Here is a 22,122-nt window from a genome sequence, read left to right as displayed (position 1 = left end):
TGTTGCTATGGCGTTGGCACGAGATGCCCATAGCAACAATTTCCATCCCCAAATGAAAGCCAAGCTGACTGCGCAGTTTCTGTAGCGCGCAACTTCACTTGGCACCTGCGCGCAACTTCACTTGGCACCAGTTTCGCGCGCCGTTACCAGATCAAATCGACCCTCGAACTCCTCTCGTGGCCTGACCCATAGTCGCCCGTCCGCGACCCCGCGATAGATGGCGACCTCGCGCATGTCGATGGAGTAGAGGTCTCCGGCGTTGCGTTCCGGCGAACTGCCGTCGAGCCAGCTTTCTGCCTGCATGCGGCCGAAGCCCACCAACAGGTATTCAGTGCCGCGCCTCCTGTGGCGGTAGACAGCCAGCCCTTGCTCGGAAATCTTGGTCACGCCCTTCCTCCTGTGATGATGATCTCTCCCACCCTTTTGGCATTGTCGCCGCCGCCGACGCCATAGGTCACGTCCACCGCCTCGATCGAGAAGCCGTCGAAGATGGCGCGGACCTCGGGGACATCGTTCAAGGTCATGATAAACGTCCCTTCAAGGGCTCTTAAACGGGCCGCGATCGCCTCGAACTCCGACCGCTCAAACATGCCCCGGCCGTAGTAGTGCTCGGTGCCGTAGTACGGCGGGTCCATATAAAAGAGAGTGCCGGGCCGGTCCCAGCGGTCGATCAGCTTCTGCCAGGGCTGGCATTCGATGATGACGCCGGCGAGGCGCTCGTGCACGGCTGCGAGTATCGGGGTGAGCTTGGTCACGTCGAAGCGGCCGCCGCCTGTCGAACTGGTCCCAAAGCTACGGCCGGCGACCTTGCCGCCAAACGCTGTCCGCTGGAGATAGAGGAAGCGCGCCGCCCGCTGGAGGTCGGTCAGGCGTTCCGGATCCATGCCGTTCAAGCGCTCAAACTCGTCTCTGCTGGTGAGCTTCCATTTCAGCTCATCCATAAGCGCCTGGTAGTGGTTCTGGAGCACGCGGAAAAAGGTGGCGACGTCGCCGCTAAGGTCATTGATGATCTCGGTCTTGGGCGCGCGGCGGCGCTTGAGAAAGACACCCGCCATGCCCGCGAAGACCTCGACATAGGCGTCGTGAGGCGCGGCCTCGATCATCCAGGCGAGCCGCCTGGAGAGCTGCTTCTTGCCGCCGACCCACGGTGCGGCCGGCTTGACGGGGACAACGTCCCGCATCTCGAATTTCGTCATGGTGGAATGCTCTCGAATCAATCCACCCTGTCGCTGCGGCTCTGCCGCCGGGGTGGCGATGATGCGTTCAGCTAGCCATGCGGGTTGAAGTTTGCCGACCGAGCCCGCAGCCGCGAATTGACGCGGCCTCCGCTGCCTTCACGTCATGGGCGCTCCCTCGCTCTCGACCGAACCGACCAGGCCCATCTGCTGCAGGCTCTTCACGACATCCGCAGCGCGGGCAGAAAAATCCGGCGGCCAGGCGGCCTCGATCCAGTCGGCGCCGCCCTCGACTTTGATATCCACCGTGCCAAGCGCGCAGTGCGTGACCTGATGGATGACGATGTTGTCGCCGTCATGCTCCGCATAGAAGAGGATGCGGCGGCCGTCAGGAAGCTGCTCGATATGGCAGAAGTTCGTTTCGTTGATGATCTTCGTCATAGTTCCTTGCCCTCCTCTGGAGCCTCGATCTCGACCGTCATGGTGTAGGCGTCCTCGAAGCTGTGCTCGATCGACGCGACGCGCCAAAGCCCGTTGCATTCCGGCCGGAAGCCGGCCGTGACGATCGGGAAGTCGGCGAGCAGGCCGGCGCGGCCGGCGAGCGTCAGGCTGCCGGAGCCGGTGGAGCGGCCGAGTCGCTCGCCTTCACCCTTCGAAGCGGCCTTCGCCGCCGCCGGCGTCGAGAACAGCGTCCGCACCCGTTTCACCGGCCCTTCAAGGCCCGTTGAAAAGGTCTCGAATTTCGTCTGGCCGGTCGCCCGGTCGAACCATCCGGCCTCGACCTTGCCGTAGCGCTGGCGCGGCTCGATCTCGAAGCTCCAGCTCTCGCAGTCGGATTTCGTGATGATCTGCGTCGGCATCTGGCCGTGCTGGAGGAAAAGGAACGCGCCGTTCTTCTCGGCGAAAAGCGCGCCGTAGCGGTCGGCGAGGCGGGTGAGGAAGTCGCGCGTCGACTGGCCGGTGCGGGCGACGTACTCGATCCGCTCGCTGGCATAGGCCGCATCCACTTTCGCCTGACGGCCGTGGCGGCCGGCGAGCTGGCGCACGATCTGGCCGATGGTCATGTCGTCGAAATGCTCGGAGAGCGCTTCCTTGGCGGCCTCCGACGTCTTGGCCGAACGGCCGCGCACGATCAGGAACTCGCCGTCGTCTCCGCCCTCTATGGTCGGCTTTTCGACGATGAACTGGCCCATCTTCTCGGCCCCGCCCACGTCGCGGTAGCCGAAATGCACGTCGATGATGTCGTCGGCCGAAGGCAGCTCGATCTCGTTGCCGGCGTCGTCGAAGGTGAGATCGCAGCTGTCGCTGTCCTGGCCGGGCGCGTCGTGGATCGAAGCGCTGACGAGACGCTGGTAGAAGAAGTCGGAGACCGGCCGGCCGCCGATCGACACGTTGATGAAGGGATAAAGCCCGCTCATGCAGCGCCGTCCCAAAGCTTGCGGCTGTTGGACGCCGAGGTCTCTATCCGGAAGAGCGGCAGCGAGACGCGGGTGCCGAGCGGCAGGACGATGCCTTTCGAGGCAAGGCCGGGATTGGCGTCGAGGGCCGCCTGCACATAGGCCCAGAGCTTGCCCGCGCGGCGACGGTCTCCCAGCGCGGACAGCGCCTGCTCGAAGCAGAGCAGTTCGACCGTCACGTCCTCCTTGACGACAACGACGGTCACGGCAGGGATGGTGTTCGCCTCGCTCACAGGAAGATGCCTATCGGCTTGCCGGCCGCCTCGGGGATCGGGGCGATCTCGATGTCGTACTCCATGCGGCGAGGCTTGCCGGACCCGCCGATCTTCGTGCCCCGATGGGTCACCTTCAGGATGACGACGAGGCCATAGACATCGGCCTTCAGGCTCTCCTCGTCCGCCCAGCCCATCATGATCAGCGGCTTCGCCGCCTTGTGGGTACGCACTAGACTGTCCAGCGCCTCCCGGCTGCCCTCGAACTCGTGGGTGTGCAGCAGGCCGGAGATGCGGATCGGGTCCTCGCCAAAACCCGTCATCTGCCGGCCGGGCCGGCCGCCGAAGCGGCTGATCGCCGGCCACTTCACCTCGAACTCCTGCTCGATCGCCTGGAAGTTGAGCGGCTCGATCTCGAAACGGTGCGGGCCAAGGGCAAGCAGCGGCATCATTCCGTCCCGTCGTGAAGGGCTTCGGCGCGGGCGTTGCGCATGGCCTGGCCGTAGCCGCCTTCGCTACCGCCACTGCGGTTGGCGCGACTGACTGCCGTGTTGATGCCGGCGGCCGCGCTTGACATGGCGCTTGCCGCGCCGCGCACGGCTGCGGCCGCCTCGTTGAGCGCCGCGCCGGCCGCCTGACCACCATCGGCCACGGCCTGACCGCCCTGCTGGAGATCTTCCGAAGCGCTGCCGGTCCAGTTGAAGAGGTTCGAAAGCCACCCGGAAGATGGTGCTGAGGTTGCCGCGCCGGCAGTAGTGGCTGGCGGCTCCGCCCCCTCGCCAGCGCCCAGCCAGCCGGACACCTGATCGCGACCGGCGCCGATCAGGCCGCCGGCGGCATCGGCGGCCGCGCCGGCGCGTTCCATCATCCACTTCACCCAGGCCGGCGGCTCCGGCCATTCGATGCTGACGGCGAAATTGAAGGCTTCCCTGAACGGCCCGATGAAGGCGTCGAAGATCGACTTGATGCCGTCGATCAGCTGCTGGGCGAGCGCCTGGCCGGAGGCGTACATCGCCGCCTTCTCCTCGCCGGTCAGCTGCTCCTGGCTGAAGAAGGAGGAAATCCAATCCCACAGTTCGTTGAGCGCGATCTTCGCCGCGTCGATATGGGTGGAGATGTCGAACATCTTCCCGATCGCGGCCTTGAAGCCCTCGATATTCTCCGGGGAGATGCCGAACAGCCGCCCGATCGTGTCGATGAGGCCGGAGACGAGGTCGATCGCACCCTGCACCACCGGCGAAAACAGCTCCTTGAACGGCGCGGCGAAGCCGGCGAGGAAGGAGCTGATCCGGTCCCAGTATTTCCAGAGCGCGAAGCCGGCGGCGATCAGCGCGGCGATCAGCGCCCATGCCGGCGCCGTGATGCCGGCGAGGATCGAGCCGACGCCGACCGCGACGAATTTTACCGCCGCCAGCGCGCCGGAGAGCATCCAGCCGGCGCTGGAGAGCAGACGCCAGCCGGCGGCGATGTTGGTTCCATCCGCCGCGAATTTCAGGAAGAAGGAGGAGAGGCCGATCGCGCCGACGCGCGCGGCGGCAAAGCCCCAGGCGAGCGTGCGGACGGCGACGTTCATGGCGAGCAGCGCGGCGACGCCGTAGACGATGTTCCTCGTCAGCTCCGGATTGGCCGTGGCGAAGTCGTTGACGGCCTTGAGCAGCGCCGTGAACTGCGTCACCAGCTCTTTCGCGATGTCGAGCAGCGGCGAGCCGGCGGAGACGAGGTTGCCGATCTCGATCACGGCGCCCTTCAGCTTCGCGTTCAGCGTCTCCATCACGCGGGCATAGTCGGCGGCGTTCACGCCCTCGGCCGAGAGCGCCGCGTTCCTGATCTCGTTGAACTCCTCCATGTTCTGGAGCATCGGCTTGAGGAAATTGAGTACCTGCTGGTCGCCGAACAGCTCGCCGATCTTGAACTGGTCGCCGCCGGTCGCCTCGTTGATGCGCTTCAGCATGTGCTCGAAGACCGAGACGCCGTTCTTCTCGGCCGTTGCGAACTCTTTCTTTATGTCGATGCCAAAATCCTTGAAGCGCTTCACCGTCTCCGGCGACGACAGCTTCGACAGGAAGTTCTGCATGTTGTTGGCGGCTTCGCTCTCGGAGCCTGCGCCCTTCATGGCGATCTGGAGCGCGGCGGCCAGCTCGGCGACGGCGTCGACGCCGTCCATGCCGAGCGCGCGGGCGGAAGCCGTGAGCTGCGGGAAATACTGCGCCATGCCCTTCAGCTCGAAGCCGCCCGACTTGCCGGCCTGCGCCATGGCGTCGAAGGCGAGCTGCAGCTGATCGGCCGGCACCTTCAGATTGTCGAGCACCGAGAAGCCGGAAGCGGCCGTGTCCTCGATCTCGGCGCCGGCGGCGGTGGCCGTCATGCCGACCGCCCGGAGCGCGGCCATGCCCTGTTCCGGCGAAAGTCCCTTGCCGACCAGATACTCCAGCGCGCCGAGCGTCTCGGTCGCGGTCTGGTTGATATCGGGACCCAGCGCCCGGATCTGCGCCTCCATCTTCTTCAGATCGTCGCCGAAGACGCCGGCTGTGTTGCCGAAGGCGGTCAGCCGTTCCTCGAAATCGCCGATCGACTTCAGGGGCGCGGCGAGCGCCAGTCCGGTGAGGATCGCGCCGCGCATGCGCTGCCGGGCCTGATTGAGCTTCGCCTCGGCGTTCTTCGTCGCCTGCTCGATATTGGCCTCGGAAAAGCCGTCACGGATGGACTGTTTCACCCCGTCGCGAAACTCGCGAAAGCCTTGGGTGAGGCCGCGCATCTTCTCCCGCACGGTCTGCGCCGGCGCGGAGAACTGGTCGATCAGCCTTATGAGGAGGGAGGCTTCCATCAGGGCTCACCAAACTGCGGCTGACGCGTTCCGGCCAGACGCCTTATGGCGCGGTGGTAGCCGATGAGTTCGTGCCAGTCGGTGCGGTCGATCGCTGCCGGCGACCAGCGGTAGAAGGCCGCTACTCCGGCGCAGACCTGGAGAGCGTGAAGGACCGGAGTGCCGGAAAAAAACCGGCGAAGGCCTTCCCGACCGCGAGAAGGTCGACCAGATCGAGATCGTCGATAATCGCGACGTCCTCGCCGCACATGTCGGCGACGATCGCCGTGATGGCGTCGAGGCGGTCGGCCGAGGCGAGCGCGGTGACGACGTCGACCGCCAGCGCCTCCTTGTCGATGTTGCCGTCAGGCGTGTCGGCGAGGAAGCCCTTGAGCAGGTCCGGGCCGATGGCGGCGGCCAGCCGCTTGGCATGCTTGGTGCGCGGCCGGCCGAGCGTGATCCTGGTGACGGCGCGCTCCTTTCCATCAGCGTCCCTGACGGGTACCGGGTAGGTGAGCGTGATCTCGATCGAGGCTTTCGGCGTCATCGCTCACCTCAACCGAACAGGATGCGGCGGCGGGCCGTGTTGATCGGCACGAAGTTGCGGATGTCCCAACCGCCGCGCTTGAAGGCGAAGCGGTGCATGGGCTTGCCGTCCCAATACTCGGTATAGGTCCAGATGCCCTTGATCTCGTGATCGTAGCCGGTCGGCTTGCCGCCCTTCATGCTCTCGGCTCCGACCTTGGACAGGCGGCCCTGGATATCGATGGCGTGCTCGTGCTCCTTGCCGGTCTCCTCCGAGACGACGAGCTTGCGGCCGGTCCAGTTCTGGCGGATGCCGGGAGCGCCGCCGAACAGGCCGATGATCTCCGGCGTGTGGCTTTTGAGCTTGAACTTCACCGACAGCGCCTTGACGCCGGTGCCTGTGATCTCGACCTCCAGATCGGAGCCGCCGGGCTGGTAGGTTTCGGCATGCTCCTCCAGCGTCGCCAGCTCCATCTCCTCGATCTCAAGGGCGAGATTGATGTTGTCGTTGGCGACGAGGGTAAACCCCCGGAGAATGCGGAGCGCTTCTTCCATCGGTCTCTCCTAGGCGGCCATGTAGTCGGCGATGGTGCCGCCGAAGGCCACGGTGACGCGGCGCTGGATGTCGGCCGCGAGGTTGTCGAAATAGGCCTCGTTGCGGCGCGAGCCGAAGATCAGGTCTTCGAGCGGCGGCACTTCCTCGGCGTCGAACTCCACGCGCAGCTTGCCGAGCCGCAGGCTGGCGTTGGAGTTCATGTCGCGGTCCCAGAAGACGCGGCCGCCGAGGATCGCGCCGATCGCGGTCAGCTCGTCGAGCAGCGCCTGCACGGAGCGCATGACGGCGATGACGTGCTGGGCCGTCATGTTCTCGTCGATCGCCCAGGGCCGGAAGCCGTTGATGATGGCCTTCTCGATCGTGGAGCGCGTGCGCACCACGTTGACGAAGCGCCACAGCGGGTCCTCGGAGGTGGTGTGGTTGCCCCACAGGATGCGGCCGTTCGGGGAGAACGCGCCGCCCGCGCCCTGCACGATGCGGGACGGGATGAAGGTGGCGATGCCGTTCTCGTTGAGGAAGTTCGCCTCGTGGTCGGTCTCGCCGTCGAAATAGGAGATCGGCCGCGCGGTGCCGAGGATGCCGAGCACTTCCTGGTTGGAGGGAGACCAGTACGGCCCGCCCTTCTGCTTGTCGCGCTTGACGAACATGGCGGCCGCGAAGCTGCCGGCCGGGCGCTCCACGATGGAGACGCCGGACTGCACGCGCACGAACGGGTCGACCAGAAAGGTGAAGCGGTCGGAGAAGTCGGCGCGGTAAGCGAGGCTCGCGGTGCGGTTCGGGCCGCCGGTGTCGACGACGTTGATCGCCTTCAGCTTGGCGGCGACCTGGGCGAAGGCGTCGGCCACCGGGTTCTTGGCGTTGGAGACGCGCCCGCAGCCGAGCGCGCCGGGAACGACGAAGTCCGGCTCGACGCCGACATGGCCGCGCGCATAGGTGAGCGCGTGGACGCCGGACATCGACGCGGCCGAGCCGATGACCTTCTCCATCTGGTCTTCGCGCTTGTCCTCGGGATCGGTCTCGGTGGAGTGCGCGACGCGGACGGCAACGATATGGCCCTCGATCCCCTGCGCCTTCAGTGCGTTGACCTGGTGCAGCAGCTCATTGTCGGCACCGGTGCCGATGGCCGTCACCATGTCGGTTTCGTGGGTGAAGAAGTCGACCGGCTCGTCGAGCGGGAATTTGGTGTTGTCGGCCGTCGCATCCCAGAAGACGCGGGCGATCGACGAACGGTCGGCTGTCTCAAGCGGCCGGCTCTCGCTGCCGGCGTCGAGGACGCGCGTGCCGTGGTTGAATTCAGCTGTGGGCATGAAAGCGCTCTCCAGGCCGCGTGAAATGGCGTGGAGCGACGTTTACGACGCGCGCGCGGGCACCCGTCACCCTGACACTGTCAGGGGCAGCGGTGGATTTTGAGGGACTGTTGGCTCCGATCAGACGATCTGCGAGGCCTCATAAAAGAGGATGTCGAGGTCTTCCTCGGTGAGCGACAGCGCGGCCGCCAGCATCGGCACCATGGCATGGTCGCGCCGGAGGGTCTTGGCGAAGTCCCACTCGATACGGGTGGCGGACTTCTGCGGCTCGGGCAAGGCGTCGATCGCCGCGTCGACCTGCGCGCCGAGGCCGGCATAGAGTAGCGCCAGCCGCGCCTGGCGCATGGTCACCTCCATGACGATCGGCGTCGTCGGCACAGGCGGCGCGAAATCCTCGCCGTCATAGGTCCAGCCCGGCGCGACGGTCGAGCCTTCCGGCAGGGTGAGAAGCAGACGATCCGGAAGCTCGAAATCGTCGTCGGCGAGAATGACGTTCTCGACAAACGTTCCGTCAATGACGGCCTTGCGTTTCACGTCTACCATTGGATCACCCGTCCCCATCCCGGCCCGCCATCGCCGCCGTTGCCGCCGGTGGTTCGCGATGCACCGCCGCCACCACCGCCAGCTCCCCTGCCGCCGTTGCCGCCCTTGCCGCCGAGCGCGCCTGTCGAGCCGCCGCCACCACCGCCACCGATCAGCGGGCCGGCCGCGTCAGCGCCGTTGCCGCCGCCGCTGGCGCCGCCTGCCGCCCCGGAACCATCGGCGAAATTGCTGTTGGACCCGCCTGGAGCGCCAGCGCCTGTAGCGCTTGCCGTGCTGACGCCGGCACCCGCGCCGCCGCTCGGGCCGCCGCGCTGTCCGAACTTGCCGAAATAAATGGCGTTCCCCGAAGCGTCACTGTTGGGGCCTTGCGGGCCTTCTCCCTCCTTGGATGCCGGATCGTATCTTGTGGTGTTGTTGTTGACAGTGCCGTAGGCCCCGCGATTACCACTGCAGGCCCGGAGCAGCGTGCCGAACGTGGCGTCGCCCGCAGTGGTGCCAATCCCGGACGCGACGCCATACACACCGCCGGCTGGCGCTGCCGGTATTGTGACGGAAACGCTGCCTGGCAGGTCAGCCGCGAGAAAGAACTGAAACGCGCGCTCGCCCCCCGCGCCGCCACCGCCGCCAAACCGGTGCGAGGAGTTATTGCCCGCCTGTCCCGCCGCCCCCGGCCCGCCCGCGCCCATCAATTCCGCAAGGATGATGGTCGCCTCGGCATGCTTGTTCCACGTTCCCGATGCCAGAAACTCGTTGACTTGCAGGATTGGCAGCGCCGCCACGATGGCGGTGATTTCGGCCTGCGAGAACGTCTCCGTCTTCCGGTAGGTGTCCATCAGCCTCTGCCACAAGCCGGGCGAAAACAGCCCGGCACGCTTTGCGGTCGCGATCAGGTTCATAGTGCGGATACCTTCGGAAGATCGGCAGACGCGATGGCCTTGCCGTAACGGGCGCGGCGGCGGATATGGCCGCCGCCATAAAGATGCGAGCCGCCGTTGAGGTGGCCGACGCACTCCTGACTGAGCCCGGTCGGCATCGAGCCGGCCGTGTCGGACTGGACCGCCCCGCCGTTGAGGCTGACGCGGAAGGCGTCCTTGGCGAACGACGCAGCGACGCGATGGCGCTGGCCCGGCGCGACGGCCGAGACCGGCAGATAGGCTTCCGCGCCACCGGAAAGCAGCACGATCAGCTCAAGGTTGCCGGTCGCGCCGTTGATGCGCAGGCCGAGCACGTTGGCGCCGGTGCCGTTCGTGATCGACCAGATGTAGGCGACGGACGCACCGAGCGCGGCACGCACTTCGAAGTCGATGACGACGCTGCATTCCAGCGCATTCCAGTCCTCGGAGAAATCGGTGCCGGAGATCGTCAGGACATCGGCGTTGCGGGTCGCGGTTGCGCCGGCCGTGCGGATGCGCGACGTCGCGGCCCGGCCTTCCTCGACCTGTACTTCTCCGAAGGAAGCGCCGGACACGCCGTTGCCGGTGTAGACGGCCGCGCCGTCGCCGGCCGCAAGGAAGATGTCGACGCCGCCCGTGCCGGCAGCAAAGTTGCCGGTCACGCTGATCAGGCAGTTGCCGTTGTCGAGCAGCTCGATGTCGCCGCTGCCGGAAACGATGGTTCCCTTCACCGCGTTGGCGAGATCGAAGTAGACGCCGCACACGCCGGCCGCCGTGCTGTCATAGGCGGAGAGATAGCACCATGTGCGCTCGCCGGCCCGCGCCTCGACGCTGATGGTCTTCATGCCCGCGCCGCCGAAATTGACGCTCTGCTCGGCGACATGGGTGTTGCCGGCCGTGCCGTCCTCCACGATCTTGTCGAGCGTCGTGGTGCCGTCCGAGGCAAGGCCGGTGTTGGCCGAGATCGAGCACCGCACCTTCGTCCATGCGGCGTTGGAGAGGTCCTGGCTGTGCAGCGCCAGATTGGTCGCGGCCGGCTCCAGCAGCGCGCCCTTGACCTTGCCCTGGGCGTGGTCGATGCGCAGCGTGTTGGCGGCGACCGAGGCCAGCAGGCCGTTGACCTTTCGCGAAAGCGCCGTGCCGCCGCGCGTGAGCCATCCGGACGCGACGGCATAGTCGCCCGAAAAATCGAGATAGCTGACCGGCTGCATGGCGATGCGGTCGAGCGGATCGCGGTCGAGGCTGCGCAGCGCGTCTATCTGCGCGGCCGAGTAGGATTGCGCCTTCGGCCAGTAGCTCGACGGGTCGAAGGTCGCCGCAGCGGCGGCGGCGGCAACCGCATCGTCGCGCGCCTGCCCGGCTTCGTCGGCGGCCTGCAGGACAAGCGGCGTTGCAGCGGCAACAGCCGCGTGCATCGGCACGATCGCGGCATGCTTGTCCGCGACGTCGTCGCGCATCGTCTGGATGGCAAGCGTGTCGATCGCGGCGATCTCGACCGTGACGCCGGTGTGCGGGCCGGTCTCGCCGGCTGTGGCGAAGATCTCGATCGACAGCGCCCTGGTCGAGGGTTGCCAGCCCAAAACCCTGGCGAAGGCGTAATCGTCGCTGTTCCCCTCAAGTGTCAGCGCCACGACGGAGGTCGGCCTGAAGGGGAAGTTCGCACCGGCGTCGAGCAGCAGCGTCGCCTCCAGCCCGACCGTGAAGGAGATCGGCGTTTCCGTCGCCGCCGACAGGAACTCGGCGTTGCGGATCGCCGTCACCAGCTGGTCGGCGTCGGTGAACAGCTGCGAGAACTGCGCCGTGATCTGGCCGACCAGACTGTCGACCACGTCCGACTGGTTGGCGAGCAGCCGCGACACGCTGTTCTCGCTGGACAGCAGCCGCTCCTGCACATTGCCGAACGCCGTCCTCAGCATCTGCCGAAGGTTGGCGCTGCTGTCGTCGAAAAGGTCGGCCGGGTTCGTCGTCATCAGGCTTCGACCGCCGAGTAGACCTGGAGCATCGCCAGCGGGAAGGCGATGTTGTTCGTCGCGCCCGTGATGTGGAGCTGGTACTTGTCGCCGGTCGGGTCGACCGTGAACGTCCACTCGACATCGACCGCGTTGTTGCCCGGCACCGGCGTGACGGTCGGCGCTCCATCCTTCAGCTTCTGCGTCGCCAGCGTCGCGCCATGCTGTATCCAGGCGTCGAGCGTGTGGCGGACAGCGTCGTAGCCGGCGATGCGGGCGCGCGCCCGGACACGCACCCATGTCGGCCCGGCCGGGACGTCCCGCACGATGCCGACATGGTGCCAGTCGTCGTCGGAGCGGAAGACGGTGACCTCGGAATTGCCGAGGTCGAGCACCGGCATGACCCATTCGTTGCCCGACAGCAGCACCTGGAAATCGTAGGTCGCGGTCAGGCCGTTGCCAAAAACCTCGTCCGTCTCCGTGGCGACGGCGGCCGGGTCCTCCGGCACCTGCGCGACCTCTTTCCACGCGCCGCTGGAGAAGGTGCGGAATTTTGCGCTGCAATTGTCCGGCACGGTCGCCGGCGCGACGATGTCGACGTTCTGGATGCCGCCGTCGAGATTGAGATTGGCGAGCCGCGCCTCGAACGACGTCATGCGGAAGTTGCAATACTCCACCGCGAAAGCATGGTCGTTGAGGATCGACGCGACGAACAGATTGCCGTCCGTGCTTTCGAAGCTGTTGCCGCCGGTGAAGCGGTCGCCGGAAGCCTTGCCGATCGTCACCTGACCGGTGACGGAGGTGATGTAGCCGAAGCGCGCCCGCTTGTTGAATATCGGCACCGCGAAGGCGAAACGCGTCATCGTGCTGACGTCGCCCGGCACGTACTTCTGGAAGGCGGCGGCGGTCAGCGTCTTGGTGGCGAGCACCTTCTTCGGGTCGGGCATGCCGTCTTCCCCGAACTCGCATGCCGCGATGGTCACTTCGGAGCCCGCTTCCCACGCCGTGATGCCCAGCCTGAGCGCAGGCACGTAGCGCTCCTGGCTTTGCAGCCAGGACTGCGCCTTGATGACGCCGTTCATGGTGACGTCGGTCTTCTGCCAGACGTCGTAAGGCTCCTGATAGGTGTCGACGATCACGCGCGGCCGGAAGATCGAGGCCCACAGCAGATAGGCCGTGGCGAAGAAGCCGACCGGATAGGCGAGCACCTCGTTGTGCTTGCAGAAGACCTGATGAACGACGTCGGTGGTGCCGCGCAGCGGGTGATAGGCCGCGACGTTGAGATAGTGGTAGTGGAAGTATCCGCCGTAGCGGACGCGGACGCGCGTCCTCGTCATCTGCACCAGTTCGAGCGACTGCGTGACGGTGCCGCCGAGCGGCATGGTGTCGCCGGAGGAGTGCACGGCAAAGCCGACGACAGGATCGTAGGCCGGGAACAGCACGCCGGCATTGGCGTGCATGTAGCGCGGGTCGTTGACGTTGTAGAGCGCCAGCGCCGAACGGTTCTCATTGGCGTAGGGCAGCTGGAAGCCCTGGTCGGTGACGCGGCCCTTGAAGTCGGGATGGCCCGTCGCGCTCTCGCTCGCCCGCTCGAAACGGTCGATGGCGTAGGGCGCCCCGGCATCGTCGATGTCCTGCATGTCCTTGAGCGTGGCGACGTCGTAGATCAGCTGGCCGATCGTCTCGTGGCTGACCGTCGAGCGGAGCCAGCCCTGGAGGCCGACGAGGTCGCTGCGCAGCGCCAGCACCTCGTCCCACATATTGTCGATGCGGCGGCCCTGCTGGTTGATCATCGCGTCCAGCTCGCTGACCGAGTTGATGCGGTGCGAGGTCAGCATGACCGGATCGCCGACGATGCCGTTGAGATCGAGCACGATGCGGCAGAACGGCACCACGTTCGCCGGCACCGAGGGCTCGACCTCCTGCGTCGACAGGCCGCCGGCGATCTTGGCGACCAGCACCTTGTTCTCGACATAGGGCGCCGTCGACTGCGTCGTGTCCTGCACCACCGAGCCGCCATTGCCGTCCGGCACCTCGACGGTCTTGTCGCGGGTGACGGCCGGAGCCGGAATGTCCGGGCTGCCCTGCGCCGAGAGGATGACGACGCGCTTCTGGCCGGCGATCAGCGGCTTCTCGTCGGTCAGCGTCACCTGCCAGGGCGCGGTGAGCGCGAACTGGCGATAGTCGATATAGGCCGCGCCGACCGCGACGGTGACCTGATTGGAATTGTCCTTGACGACGGTGAGGCCGCGATAGCGCAGCGTGCCCAGCCAGTCCTTCGTCGTCTGCTCCGCGCCCTGCTGCGGGAACAGATTGAGGTTGGTGACATCGTCAATGCGAAAATGCTGGTCCTGCTCGGCGACGACGCGACGGAACATGCTCTATCTCCTGGTCATGAGGCGGTAGTCGCCGACGCGGGTCCGGTCGGTGACGGTTTCGAGGTCGGCCACGGTGAGCGGCCGGTAGACGTTGAGGTTCACGGAGACGCGATCGCGCAGCGACTGCGCCGAGCCGATCGCCTCCAGCACGTCGGCGACCTTGGCGTCGGGCGACGGCACGATGCGGCCCGACGAGAACGGGAAGCCGCGCCGGGCGGGGCGCGTGAGCAGCACGGCCAGTTCCTTGGAATAGCGCTCGCGCGGCAGCCGGTCGCGGCCGATCGCGCCCGATCGCGGCCTCACGCCGGACGGGCCGGAGCCGTCCGCGACGCGGAGCGCCAGATACCAGTCGTCAGGACGCGGCCAGCCGAAGGAGCCGGTGACCGGCGTGCGGCCGACGACGAACCGCCACGGCCGGTGCGGCCGAAACAGACCTTCCTTGCGCGGCGTGGCCTCGACCGGGATCAGCGACGGCACGCCCGGCACCAGGTCGAACGGATCGCGCGAGGTCGGCTGCCAGCGGAAGGAGAAGACGCGGCGCGACGACGGCACCTTGCCGATCGGCAGCGAGAACGCGCCCCGGCCGACCGCGAGCGTCGCGGCCGGCGGCTTCGGCACGGAGACGCGCTCGATGTCGGACAGCGTCTCGCCGTCCGTGCCGGTGGTCTCGCCGGAAACGACGAGCGGCACGATGCGGTCGCCCTGGCGAAGCTCGGCGCGGCGGGCGCGCTGCATCTGGCCGCCCCGGCAGAACGGATGGCGGCCGATCGCGCCGCCCAGCGGCGGGAAGCGGTTCTCGCGCGGCGGCAGCTGGTAGACGCGGATCTCCGGCAGGCCGGCCACCCAGCGCTCATAGGCCTCCGGCGTCACGCCCCGGCCGATGGCGAAACCGTCGCGCGGGAGATGATAGGAGATCAGCTCGGCGTCGGCATAGGCGCAGGCCATGCGGTCGGCGGCGATCGTCGATTTGAGCCGGTGGAAGGCCCGGCTCTCGGCGATCACCTGTCGCTTGCGGAACTCCGGCCACCACTCGCGCCAGTAGTCGAGATGCAGGCCCCAGGCGAGGACGGCCAGGAACCCGGCCGGGATCGTCCACGGGTCCCACAGCGTCAGGATCAGCTCGGCCGGCATGCGCCGAAGCTCGGCGACCGAGATCGAGAAGGCCCGTTCAAACGCCTTTGAATTGGCCGGCAAAAGGGAGACGGCTTCAGCCACCGACCACCTCCGTGACGATCTCGATCGTCTCGATCCAGGGCGCCGCCTCCGGACGCTGCGCCGGCACGTCAAGCTCCATGATGACCACGGAGATGACCGGGCCGACATGGGCGGCGGCCTGCACCGCGTCCGGATAGAGCCGGCCGTTGAGCCGATGGATGGCGTCGCGATAGGCGATGACCCTCGGCAGCGCCGCCGCGATCACGGCGGCCGGGTCCGGCCCGCGCGGGATGAGCAGCTTCAGCCGCAGCGTGACGCGGTCGATCTCGGCCGCGAAGACCGAGACGATGTCGGTGGACTGGCTGCCGTCCTCCGGCTCCAGCATGCGGATGACGGCCGCGATCGTCGGGTCTGCGACCGCGCCGTCGCCGTCGCGGCCGAGCACGCGGATCTCGATCGCGCCGCCGCCGCGCCTGATCGGCCGGACGTCCTTGATCGCCGTGAAATTCGACAGGATGGTGTAGACGTAGCCGCCGCGCGTGATGCCGAAGCGCGGCGTCGCCTCGGGCGCGAGCTGGGCGCGCAGCCGGTAGGCGTCGTCGCCTTCCATGATGGCGTCGGCGTCGCCGGTCGCCTCGACCAGCGTCAGGCGCTCGGTCGAGTGATAGGTGACGGCCACATGGTCGAGGAAGGTGCTGTCGCTGAAGGCCAGCGTCATGCGCTTGCCGGCGTCGTTCAGCGTCTGCAGGTCGAGCATGCGGACGTGGCTGTATTCCTGAATGGCGATGACGATCGGATCGAACGCCGTCCGGTCGACGTCGTAGACCGGCAGGTTCGGGAAGCGCGCCCGCTCGGTCGCCCAGGCGGCCTTGTAGAGCGCCATGTGCTCATCCTTCAGCGCGCCATAGTCGACGGCGACGAGCTGGAGCGCCGGCAGGCGGGAGAGGTCGAGCGTGTCGGTCATGACAGCACCACGTCGACGCCGACGCGCGCCGACCGCAGCTCGCGCACCGAGAAGTCGCCCACATGGCCGAGCGGGAAATAGATGCCGTCCATGATGAAGACGAAGCGGCCGTCGCGACCGCCGCGCACCAGCTGGATGGCCTGCATGCTGAAGCCGGGCTCGCCGCCGTCCGGATCGTTGAGCGCCTCGGCGATCGCGACATAGACCTGGAAGATGGTCTCCGGATCGGCGTTCTCGTCCTGTAGATGCGGAACGAAGCTGCCGAGGTGGCGGTGCATGACGCGCGAGGCGAGACGCGTGCGGACGCACTTGTCGATCGACTGGACGCAATGCGCCCAGCCGGTCAACAGCATGCCCGTCTCCGCGTCGACGCCGGCGCGCATGATGCGGTCAGGCCCCTTCGCCGGAGGGCGTTTCGGCCGGGGCCGCCTTGCCCTTCTTCTTTTCCTTGCGCGGCTGCGCGTTCGGATCGACCAACTGGCCCATGGACAGGGCGAACAGAGCCTGCTCCGGGGTGAGCTGGACGGTCTTGCCTTCGCCGGGATTGCGGACGCTGGCGACGAAATGGCCGGCCTTGTCGGTCACGAGGTAGTCTTTCAGCTGGGTGTCCATGTGGCTTCCTTCAGTTTGCGGGGACGTCTGTGTTGGCGGGACCTGTGATGACGCCGCCATGGATGTGCGTGTGGCCGGTATTCTTGCCGTTGTGGATGAGCTTGCCGGGGCTCGTGAACACGATGTCGTCGCCGTCGAAGACCATCGAACAGCCGCCATGCCTGATCACCAGCGCCTGCTGCTTCTTGTCCGTGGGGTTGGCGGCATTGGACGTGTAGCTGTCGCGCACGGCGAAGGAGGACGAGCCCAGCTCGCCGTTCGGCGAGAAGAGCCGCATCGGATCGCCGATCTTGACCGGGAAGTGCGTGGCGCTCGCGCCATCGGCCGAGGCCGCTTCCTGCACCTGCACCCATGGCGACAGGAACGGTTTTCCGGTTCGGCTGTCCCGCGGCAGCAGCTCCAGCCGGACGCGATCGCCATCGATGGCGGCGATCGGCCCGGCGAGCATCATGGCAGCCATGCGCCGGTCGAGATCGTCGATCTGCTTGTAGATGCGACGCATCTCGCGGGTGACGATGCGCGCGTCGCGGCCGGGACGGTTCGGTCGGAGCCTAGCCATCGTCGCCCTCCGGCGGCTGCGGCTCCGGCAGCTCGATCTCCTCGTCGTTGACGTAGAACTCCGTGAGCAGCACGCCCTCTTCGTCGAACAGCGCCGAGCCGAGCCCACGCAGCGTCTGCTTCCACTCCACGGCGATGATGGCGACGGCGCGGTTCATGATTGTCGCGGTGAGAACGGGCTGAAGCTTGACGGCCGTGGGCGCGGCTATCTGCACCAGCCCGAACTGCTGGGCCGAATGGAGATGCACGGCGATCGCCTCGGCCAGCGCCCAGGCGGCCTGCTCGCGGTCGCGGCCCTCGCAGACGGCGAAGGCCGCGCAGGAAAGCACCGCCTCCTTCCGGCCGTCCGCCATGTTCGGCGCGTCGGCCGAGAGCACGGCGACGCGGACGCCGGGCGTGCCGATCATCTGCTTCTCGAACTCGTCGAGGTTGAGACGGCCAAACTGCGCCTCGCAGGACCGCAGCTCGGGCGCCATGGCCTTGATCGAGGCGGCGACCGCCTGCCGGAAGGTGTCGATCCGCGCCGTCATTCGACAAGCCTTTCGAGCCAGTCCTCGGCGTCCTGGATGATGTCGCGCTCGTTCTCGGCCGACAGACCGAGATAGGGCCGCGCCGGCATGGTGACCTGCCGCGTCATGACGAAGCGGTTGCCCATCATGAAGGCGAGCGCCTTCGCCGATTTCGGCTTGATGGTGCCGCCGAGCTGATGGATGCGGCCGTAGACGATGCCGGTGCCGATCTCGGCGGTGGTCTCGGTCGCGGCATAGTCGATCGAGCGCGACAGCGCGCCGCTCTCATAGAGCGTGGAGCTGCCCTTCCAGTTCTTCTTCCAGGGCTCGCCGGCCGGCGACGTCTTCTCGACCTCGATGCGGCGGCGCGTCTGCTCCTGCACCAGGCGGGCGATGCCCTCCATCAGTTCGCCCTTCGGCGCGTCGGCCATGCCCTCGATCTTGAGCAGCGCCTCCGGCAGGCCCGTCTGCGTCACCTCGATCGAGACGCTCACGGCAAGGTCCTCCGCGAGAATTTTCGATCGTTGGCCGTGAAATACGCGCCGCCGGCCGAGGCGTCGCCATCGGTCGAGACGCTCGGCTCATCCGCGCCGAGGCCGGCCTTGCCGTCCGCGATGCGTTGCAGGAGCGCGATGGTCTGCTTGTAGCGCTCCTCGATCGTCGGGGTGAGCGAGGCATGGCTGATCGCCAGCGTGTAGACGGCGATGTTGACGCAGGGCGTCACCAGCGCGGCCGGCTGTCCATCGATGGGCGTGCGGTAGCGGGCCGACAGATGCGTGTCGATCTCGCCCGACGCCTGGTCGAGCGCGCGGGCGAAGGCGATATCCGCGTCGGTGTCCGGACGCAGGAGGTCGAGCGAGAACTGCTCGCCCCAGATGTCCTCGATATTCTGCCGCGTCGCGTAGGCCATCAACGCAGCCTCGCAATGGCGCCTAGAAGCTCCCGTCTCGCGGCGAAGAGCGCCCCGGCCTCAAACAATGTGCGATACCGCGCCGTCTCGGCCGCGAGGTCGGAAGCGAGGCGATCGCGAAGGTTCGCGGCGGCGAAGGCCTCGGGCGTCAGCGGGATCATGATTTCCACGGCGCTCTCCGCAAGATGGCTACGGGCGGCGGGCTATCGCCCCTACACGGCACCGTGGCGCCGGTCCTCAAAGAGTGCTGGGAGCCTCGCGAGCCGTACCAGACCGCCCTCTCTGGGTATTCGAGATGCCGGTCTCCCGCCCGGCTGTCCGCTGGGAGGCCGCAATCCTCAGATCCGGCCTCTTGCTCAAATCGGGGCGCAGCGGCTTCCCCTCGTATCTTCGGCGGCTGGGTCCGCGAGTGTTTCCGTCGCCGGCACGCTCCCGCAGTCATACCGCCAGGCCGAAGCCTATCGGTCAGACGAAGCCCAGTTCTTCCAGCCGGTCGATGATCTCGGCCGGCACGTTGGCCGGGAGCGGCTCGCCGGGTGCATAGGTCTTCTTCTTCCAGCGCACCGTTTCCTTGCAGACGCGGCCGGCCCTGGCAGGCTTCGCCGTCTCGGCCGCCACGGTTTCGGTCTTGGCTACCTTGGCGGGCTTGGCCTTCGCGGCCTTGTCCTCGTCAGCCCCAGCGCCCTGATCGGTGCCGGTCTTCATGTCGTCGGGGTTTTCCATGATCGTCTCCGGTTCTTGCCGAAGCGGCCTGTGCCGGCCGCTTGAGGAAGAACCGTCCCGCCATTGCGGTGGCGGGACGGGACTTGGGCATTCGCCGCCGCTTGCTGATCGGCAGCTACTGACCCGCCCCACGCGTTACGAAACGGCGTCCTCGATCAGGTAGCCGACGTCCTTCGCCACGACGAGTTCGCGGCACTGCTCGCCGGCGCGGACGCGCTTGCCGCCGCGAAGACCAATGTCGGGGTCCTCGATCGAGCCGGAAACGCGGTTGCCATATTCGGCGGTAAAGCCCCAGGTGATGGTGCCGTCCTGGGCAGAGCCCTTGGAGCTGTCGAGGTAGAGCAGCGCGATCTTCTTGCCCCATATACGCGACAGGGAAACCGCCTGGCCGGGCTTGGCGGTGTTGAGGAAGGCCTCGCCTACAAGGAAGTTCTCCGGCTTGATCTCGAACAGCTCCGCGAACTGAGCGCGGGTGATGCCGCCCTCATCCTGAAGCCCGCCCTTCACCGCCTTGATCAGTTTCGGGTTCCGGCGCAGCTTCGACCAGACCGGGAAGCCCATGACGATATGGTTGGGCCGGTAGACGAGCGTCGCCTCAAAGCCGTCCGAGATGACGCCGTAGGGATCGCTGTCGTCGTAGTCATCGAAGCGGTCGGTGCCGGTCAGCGCGATCTTGCGGCCGCTGGAATAGTTGCCGGCGTCCTGCACCACGGCGGCCACGCGGGCCTCTCGGTTCAGGTCGATGTAGTTGGCGATGCCCTCCACCGCGACCTGTTCGGGATCGTAGGTCGAGCGCTTCTCGGCACGGGCGCGGGCGGCGGCATCGATGTCGGACTGCGGGATCGGGCTGTCGAGGCCATAATCCTCGACGAAGCTCGACGCCTCGGTGCCGGTGAACAGGACCTGGTTGACCTGGCCGAGCCGGCCGACCTTGGCGTCGGGAACCTTGAAGCCCTGTTCAAGTGGGAATTCCGACCATTTGAACTGCTCGGAAAGCACCTGCAGCGGCGGCAGGGCGCGTTTCGCGATCAGCGTGTGGGCGGGGTTGCGGTAGGCGATCGCGATCGCGGTCAGCGACGGATCGATCGGAAACGGGCGCTTGGTTGCCACGGGTGCTTTCCTTGTTGACGACGGCCCGCCCGAAGACGGGTATGGATCGGATGAGGCCGGCCGCTACGAGGCCGGCTTCGACTGGAGGCCGGGCGCGAGCAGGACCGGGATGCGGTCGTTGGCGACGCCATCGGCCAGCGCGATCGCGATGGTGTTGACCACCGTGCCGTTGACGCTGGCGACGACGATGCCCTTGCCGTTGGCGTCCGAGGTCAGCCGGTCGCCGAAGCCGACCGTGCCGCCGAGGATCAGCTCGGCCGCGCCGGCAAGCGTCAGGTCGGCCATGCCGCCGCTGTCGGTCGCCATCTCGCGGGTGATGCCGACAAGCTTGTCGGTCGAGCCGGCGGCGGTGGCGACGGTCTTGTCGCCGGAGGCCTTGGCGATGAGGTAGGCGCCGATCGCGGCCGACGCCTTGAAGCTTTTGATGAGAAGCGGGTTCACTTCTGGTCCCTCACGATGGAGACGGCTTCCGAGATGGAAATCGTCCGGCCTGCGGCGGCCTGTTCGTCCTGGTACTTGCGCGCCCTGGCGGCGAGCGCGACGGGGTCCACGTCGTCGCCGGCGTCGGTCGCCGGCTGGTCGCCGATCTTCGACGGCGCGCAGATGACCGGCAGCGTCGCGGCAAGCGCCCTGAAGCGCTCCAGCCCGCCCTCGACCTTGCACATGGCGAGATAGCCCTCGCGCGAGGCCGGCGTGATCTTGCCCTCGGCGGCAGCCTTATCCAGGGCGATGGCGATCTCGCGATCGGCGTCCTTCGTCTGCAGGCCGGCGAGCGCCGTCTGCGCGTCCTTCAGCTGCGTCTGCAGAGCGGCGAGCGCGGTGGCGTCGGCATCCGCCTTGCCCTTCGCCGTCGCCAGCTCCGCGATCGCGGCGGTCAGCGCGGCCGCATCGGACGCCTCGTCGATCCTGAGCGCCCGGCAGATGGCCTTGCGCTCCTCCCCGGAGGCGTTAAGGCTGGCGACGATGGCGTCTTCCGACGCGCCGTCGGCCAGGCCGAGCGCCTTGGCGATTGCCTTCATGGTTTCGTTCTCCTGGTTGGGTTGTTCGCGGGAAAGCGCCGTCAGCTCCAGCGCCGGCCGGTTCACCAGCGCGGCGCCGAGAAGGCGCGTGATCTTGAAGTCCTTGGTGTGGTTGAAGGCCGGCGAGAGGAAGCGGTACTCGCGCGCCGCGATCATCTGCGCGGCCCTGGCCGTCCACTCGACCTGACCCCACACCGCGCCGTTGCGATCTTCCACGGCGACGATCCAGCCGGCGGCCGGCGCGGCCTCGCCCCTGGCCGCGAGAAGGTCCTGCCCGTGCTCATAGTCGATCGGCAGCGGGCCGCGATTGGCCTGGAACGCGGCGAGCACGGCGGCGGTGTTGGCGTAGAACGTGCGGCCGTCGCGCGCATCGATCCGTGGCCCCGCCGGAAACAGCTCGATCCAGGCCGGAGCACCCTGGTCGGTGCTTGCCAGCTCGGCTCGCAGAATGGCTATTGCGGTGGCGGATTTCATGGGCGACACTTTTGGCCGTGGCGCCGTCCGCGCGTCACCCTGACAGTGTCAGGGGCGCGCACTTCCCGAAATCGCCGTAATACCGTCCCGGTCGAAGCGCCAACCGCCTCAGAAAGCAGTTTTCAAGGGGGCAGGAGCGCCGTTGGCCCCTTCGCCGGTGTCTGTGGCCACGACGACGGCCCAACGCGTTTTCCGGGCGTTTATTTGGGAGGTTGTATCGGATGCGGCAAAGGCGCATATTTGCTTGGGGCGTGAGCCATTCGCGTTACACCAGGACGGGCAACCGGACC

General features: G+C 67.2%; 27 protein-coding genes. All 27 read right to left on the bottom strand.

Annotated features, from left to right (window positions below; translation table 11 throughout):
* Nucleotides 1–117 precede the first annotated feature (117 nt).
* Nucleotides 118–387, bottom strand: coding sequence for a hypothetical protein (locus M9955_13565; protein MCO5082670.1), 270 nt, complete (start codon nt 385–387; stop codon nt 118–120).
* On the bottom strand, nt 384–1,196 hold the full coding sequence (locus M9955_13560) for a DNA adenine methylase (GenBank protein MCO5082669.1): 813 nt from the start codon (nt 1,194–1,196) through the stop codon (nt 384–386). Before M9955_13560 ends, M9955_13565 begins: the two co-directional genes overlap by 4 nt.
* Before the next feature lie 138 nt (nt 1,197–1,334).
* Nucleotides 1,335–1,616: a hypothetical protein gene (locus M9955_13555; GenBank protein MCO5082668.1), complete on the bottom strand. Its 282-nt coding sequence runs from the start codon at nt 1,614–1,616 to the stop codon at nt 1,335–1,337.
* Nucleotides 1,613–2,593, bottom strand: a complete 981-nt coding sequence (locus M9955_13550; protein MCO5082667.1) for a contractile injection system protein, VgrG/Pvc8 family — start codon at nt 2,591–2,593, stop codon at nt 1,613–1,615. The genes M9955_13555 and M9955_13550 overlap by 4 nt, the downstream gene beginning before the upstream one ends.
* Nucleotides 2,590–2,865, bottom strand: a complete 276-nt coding sequence (locus M9955_13545) for a tail protein X (protein ID MCO5082666.1) — start codon at nt 2,863–2,865, stop codon at nt 2,590–2,592. Before M9955_13545 ends, M9955_13550 begins: the two co-directional genes overlap by 4 nt.
* A complete protein-coding gene (locus M9955_13540; GenBank protein ID MCO5082665.1) occupies nt 2,862–3,293 on the bottom strand; it encodes a phage tail protein in 432 nt (143 codons plus the stop codon). Before M9955_13540 ends, M9955_13545 begins: the two co-directional genes overlap by 4 nt.
* Entirely contained in the window at nt 3,293–5,668 is a 2,376-nt protein-coding gene (locus M9955_13535; GenBank protein ID MCO5082664.1) for a phage tail tape measure protein, read from the bottom strand. Before M9955_13535 ends, M9955_13540 begins: the two co-directional genes overlap by 1 nt.
* A gap of 121 nt (nt 5,669–5,789) precedes the next feature.
* Nucleotides 5,790–6,194, bottom strand: coding sequence for a hypothetical protein (locus tag M9955_13530; GenBank protein ID MCO5082663.1), 405 nt, complete (start codon nt 6,192–6,194; stop codon nt 5,790–5,792).
* Nucleotides 6,195–6,202: 8 nt separating this feature from the next.
* Entirely contained in the window at nt 6,203–6,727 is a 525-nt protein-coding gene (locus M9955_13525) for a phage major tail tube protein (GenBank protein ID MCO5082662.1), read from the bottom strand.
* Between the two features lie 9 nt (nt 6,728–6,736).
* Nucleotides 6,737–8,035 (bottom strand): phage tail protein, encoded by a 1,299-nt coding sequence (locus M9955_13520; protein MCO5082661.1) that lies wholly within the window; start codon nt 8,033–8,035, stop codon nt 6,737–6,739.
* A 120-nt stretch (nt 8,036–8,155) separates the two neighbouring features.
* The gene (locus M9955_13515; protein ID MCO5082660.1) at nt 8,156–8,578 is read right to left on the bottom strand and encodes a hypothetical protein; all 423 of its coding nucleotides are present in this window, start codon (nt 8,576–8,578) and stop codon (nt 8,156–8,158) included.
* On the bottom strand, nt 8,572–9,474 hold the full coding sequence (locus M9955_13510; protein MCO5082659.1) for a hypothetical protein: 903 nt from the start codon (nt 9,472–9,474) through the stop codon (nt 8,572–8,574). Before M9955_13510 ends, M9955_13515 begins: the two co-directional genes overlap by 7 nt.
* Nucleotides 9,471–11,441, bottom strand: a complete 1,971-nt coding sequence (locus tag M9955_13505; protein ID MCO5082658.1) for a hypothetical protein — start codon at nt 11,439–11,441, stop codon at nt 9,471–9,473. The genes M9955_13510 and M9955_13505 overlap by 4 nt, the downstream gene beginning before the upstream one ends.
* A complete protein-coding gene (locus tag M9955_13500) occupies nt 11,441–13,798 on the bottom strand; it encodes a hypothetical protein (protein ID MCO5082657.1) in 2,358 nt (785 codons plus the stop codon). The genes M9955_13505 and M9955_13500 overlap by 1 nt, the downstream gene beginning before the upstream one ends.
* Before the next feature lie 3 nt (nt 13,799–13,801).
* Nucleotides 13,802–15,013, bottom strand: coding sequence for a phage tail protein I (locus tag M9955_13495; protein MCO5082656.1), 1,212 nt, complete (start codon nt 15,011–15,013; stop codon nt 13,802–13,804).
* Nucleotides 15,006–15,917, bottom strand: coding sequence for a baseplate J/gp47 family protein (locus tag M9955_13490; GenBank protein MCO5082655.1), 912 nt, complete (start codon nt 15,915–15,917; stop codon nt 15,006–15,008). Before M9955_13490 ends, M9955_13495 begins: the two co-directional genes overlap by 8 nt.
* Nucleotides 15,914–16,300 carry a baseplate assembly protein gene (locus M9955_13485; GenBank protein MCO5082654.1) on the bottom strand — a complete coding sequence of 129 codons (387 nt, stop codon included), beginning with the start codon at nt 16,298–16,300 and terminating at the stop codon, nt 15,914–15,916. The genes M9955_13490 and M9955_13485 overlap by 4 nt, the downstream gene beginning before the upstream one ends.
* Nucleotides 16,301–16,307: 7 nt before the next feature.
* On the bottom strand, nt 16,308–16,529 hold the full coding sequence (locus M9955_13480) for a hypothetical protein (protein ID MCO5082653.1): 222 nt from the start codon (nt 16,527–16,529) through the stop codon (nt 16,308–16,310).
* A 10-nt stretch (nt 16,530–16,539) separates the two neighbouring features.
* Nucleotides 16,540–17,088, bottom strand: coding sequence for a phage baseplate protein (locus tag M9955_13475; protein ID MCO5082652.1), 549 nt, complete (start codon nt 17,086–17,088; stop codon nt 16,540–16,542).
* Entirely contained in the window at nt 17,081–17,617 is a 537-nt protein-coding gene (locus tag M9955_13470) for a hypothetical protein (protein ID MCO5082651.1), read from the bottom strand. The genes M9955_13475 and M9955_13470 overlap by 8 nt, the downstream gene beginning before the upstream one ends.
* Nucleotides 17,614–18,090, bottom strand: coding sequence for a phage virion morphogenesis protein (locus tag M9955_13465; protein MCO5082650.1), 477 nt, complete (start codon nt 18,088–18,090; stop codon nt 17,614–17,616). Before M9955_13465 ends, M9955_13470 begins: the two co-directional genes overlap by 4 nt.
* Nucleotides 18,087–18,506, bottom strand: coding sequence for a DUF1320 domain-containing protein (locus tag M9955_13460; protein MCO5082649.1), 420 nt, complete (start codon nt 18,504–18,506; stop codon nt 18,087–18,089). Before M9955_13460 ends, M9955_13465 begins: the two co-directional genes overlap by 4 nt.
* A complete protein-coding gene (locus M9955_13455) occupies nt 18,506–18,676 on the bottom strand; it encodes a hypothetical protein (GenBank protein ID MCO5082648.1) in 171 nt (56 codons plus the stop codon). The genes M9955_13460 and M9955_13455 overlap by 1 nt, the downstream gene beginning before the upstream one ends.
* A 295-nt stretch (nt 18,677–18,971) precedes the next feature.
* Nucleotides 18,972–19,229 carry a hypothetical protein gene (locus M9955_13450; protein MCO5082647.1) on the bottom strand — a complete coding sequence of 86 codons (258 nt, stop codon included), beginning with the start codon at nt 19,227–19,229 and terminating at the stop codon, nt 18,972–18,974.
* Between the two features lie 135 nt (nt 19,230–19,364).
* On the bottom strand, nt 19,365–20,339 hold the full coding sequence (locus M9955_13445; GenBank protein ID MCO5082646.1) for a capsid protein: 975 nt from the start codon (nt 20,337–20,339) through the stop codon (nt 19,365–19,367).
* Between the two features lie 63 nt (nt 20,340–20,402).
* Nucleotides 20,403–20,780 carry a hypothetical protein gene (locus M9955_13440; protein MCO5082645.1) on the bottom strand — a complete coding sequence of 126 codons (378 nt, stop codon included), beginning with the start codon at nt 20,778–20,780 and terminating at the stop codon, nt 20,403–20,405.
* Nucleotides 20,777–21,832 (bottom strand): phage protease, encoded by a 1,056-nt coding sequence (locus tag M9955_13435; GenBank protein ID MCO5082644.1) that lies wholly within the window; start codon nt 21,830–21,832, stop codon nt 20,777–20,779. The genes M9955_13440 and M9955_13435 overlap by 4 nt, the downstream gene beginning before the upstream one ends.
* Nucleotides 21,833–22,122 lie beyond the last annotated feature (290 nt).

This window comes from Rhizobiaceae bacterium, assembly GCA_023953845.1.
Taxonomy (GTDB): domain Bacteria; phylum Pseudomonadota; class Alphaproteobacteria; order Rhizobiales; family Rhizobiaceae; genus Arvimicrobium.
Note: the sequence above shows the minus strand (reverse complement) of the source record. Positions and strands in the feature narration are given on the sequence as shown.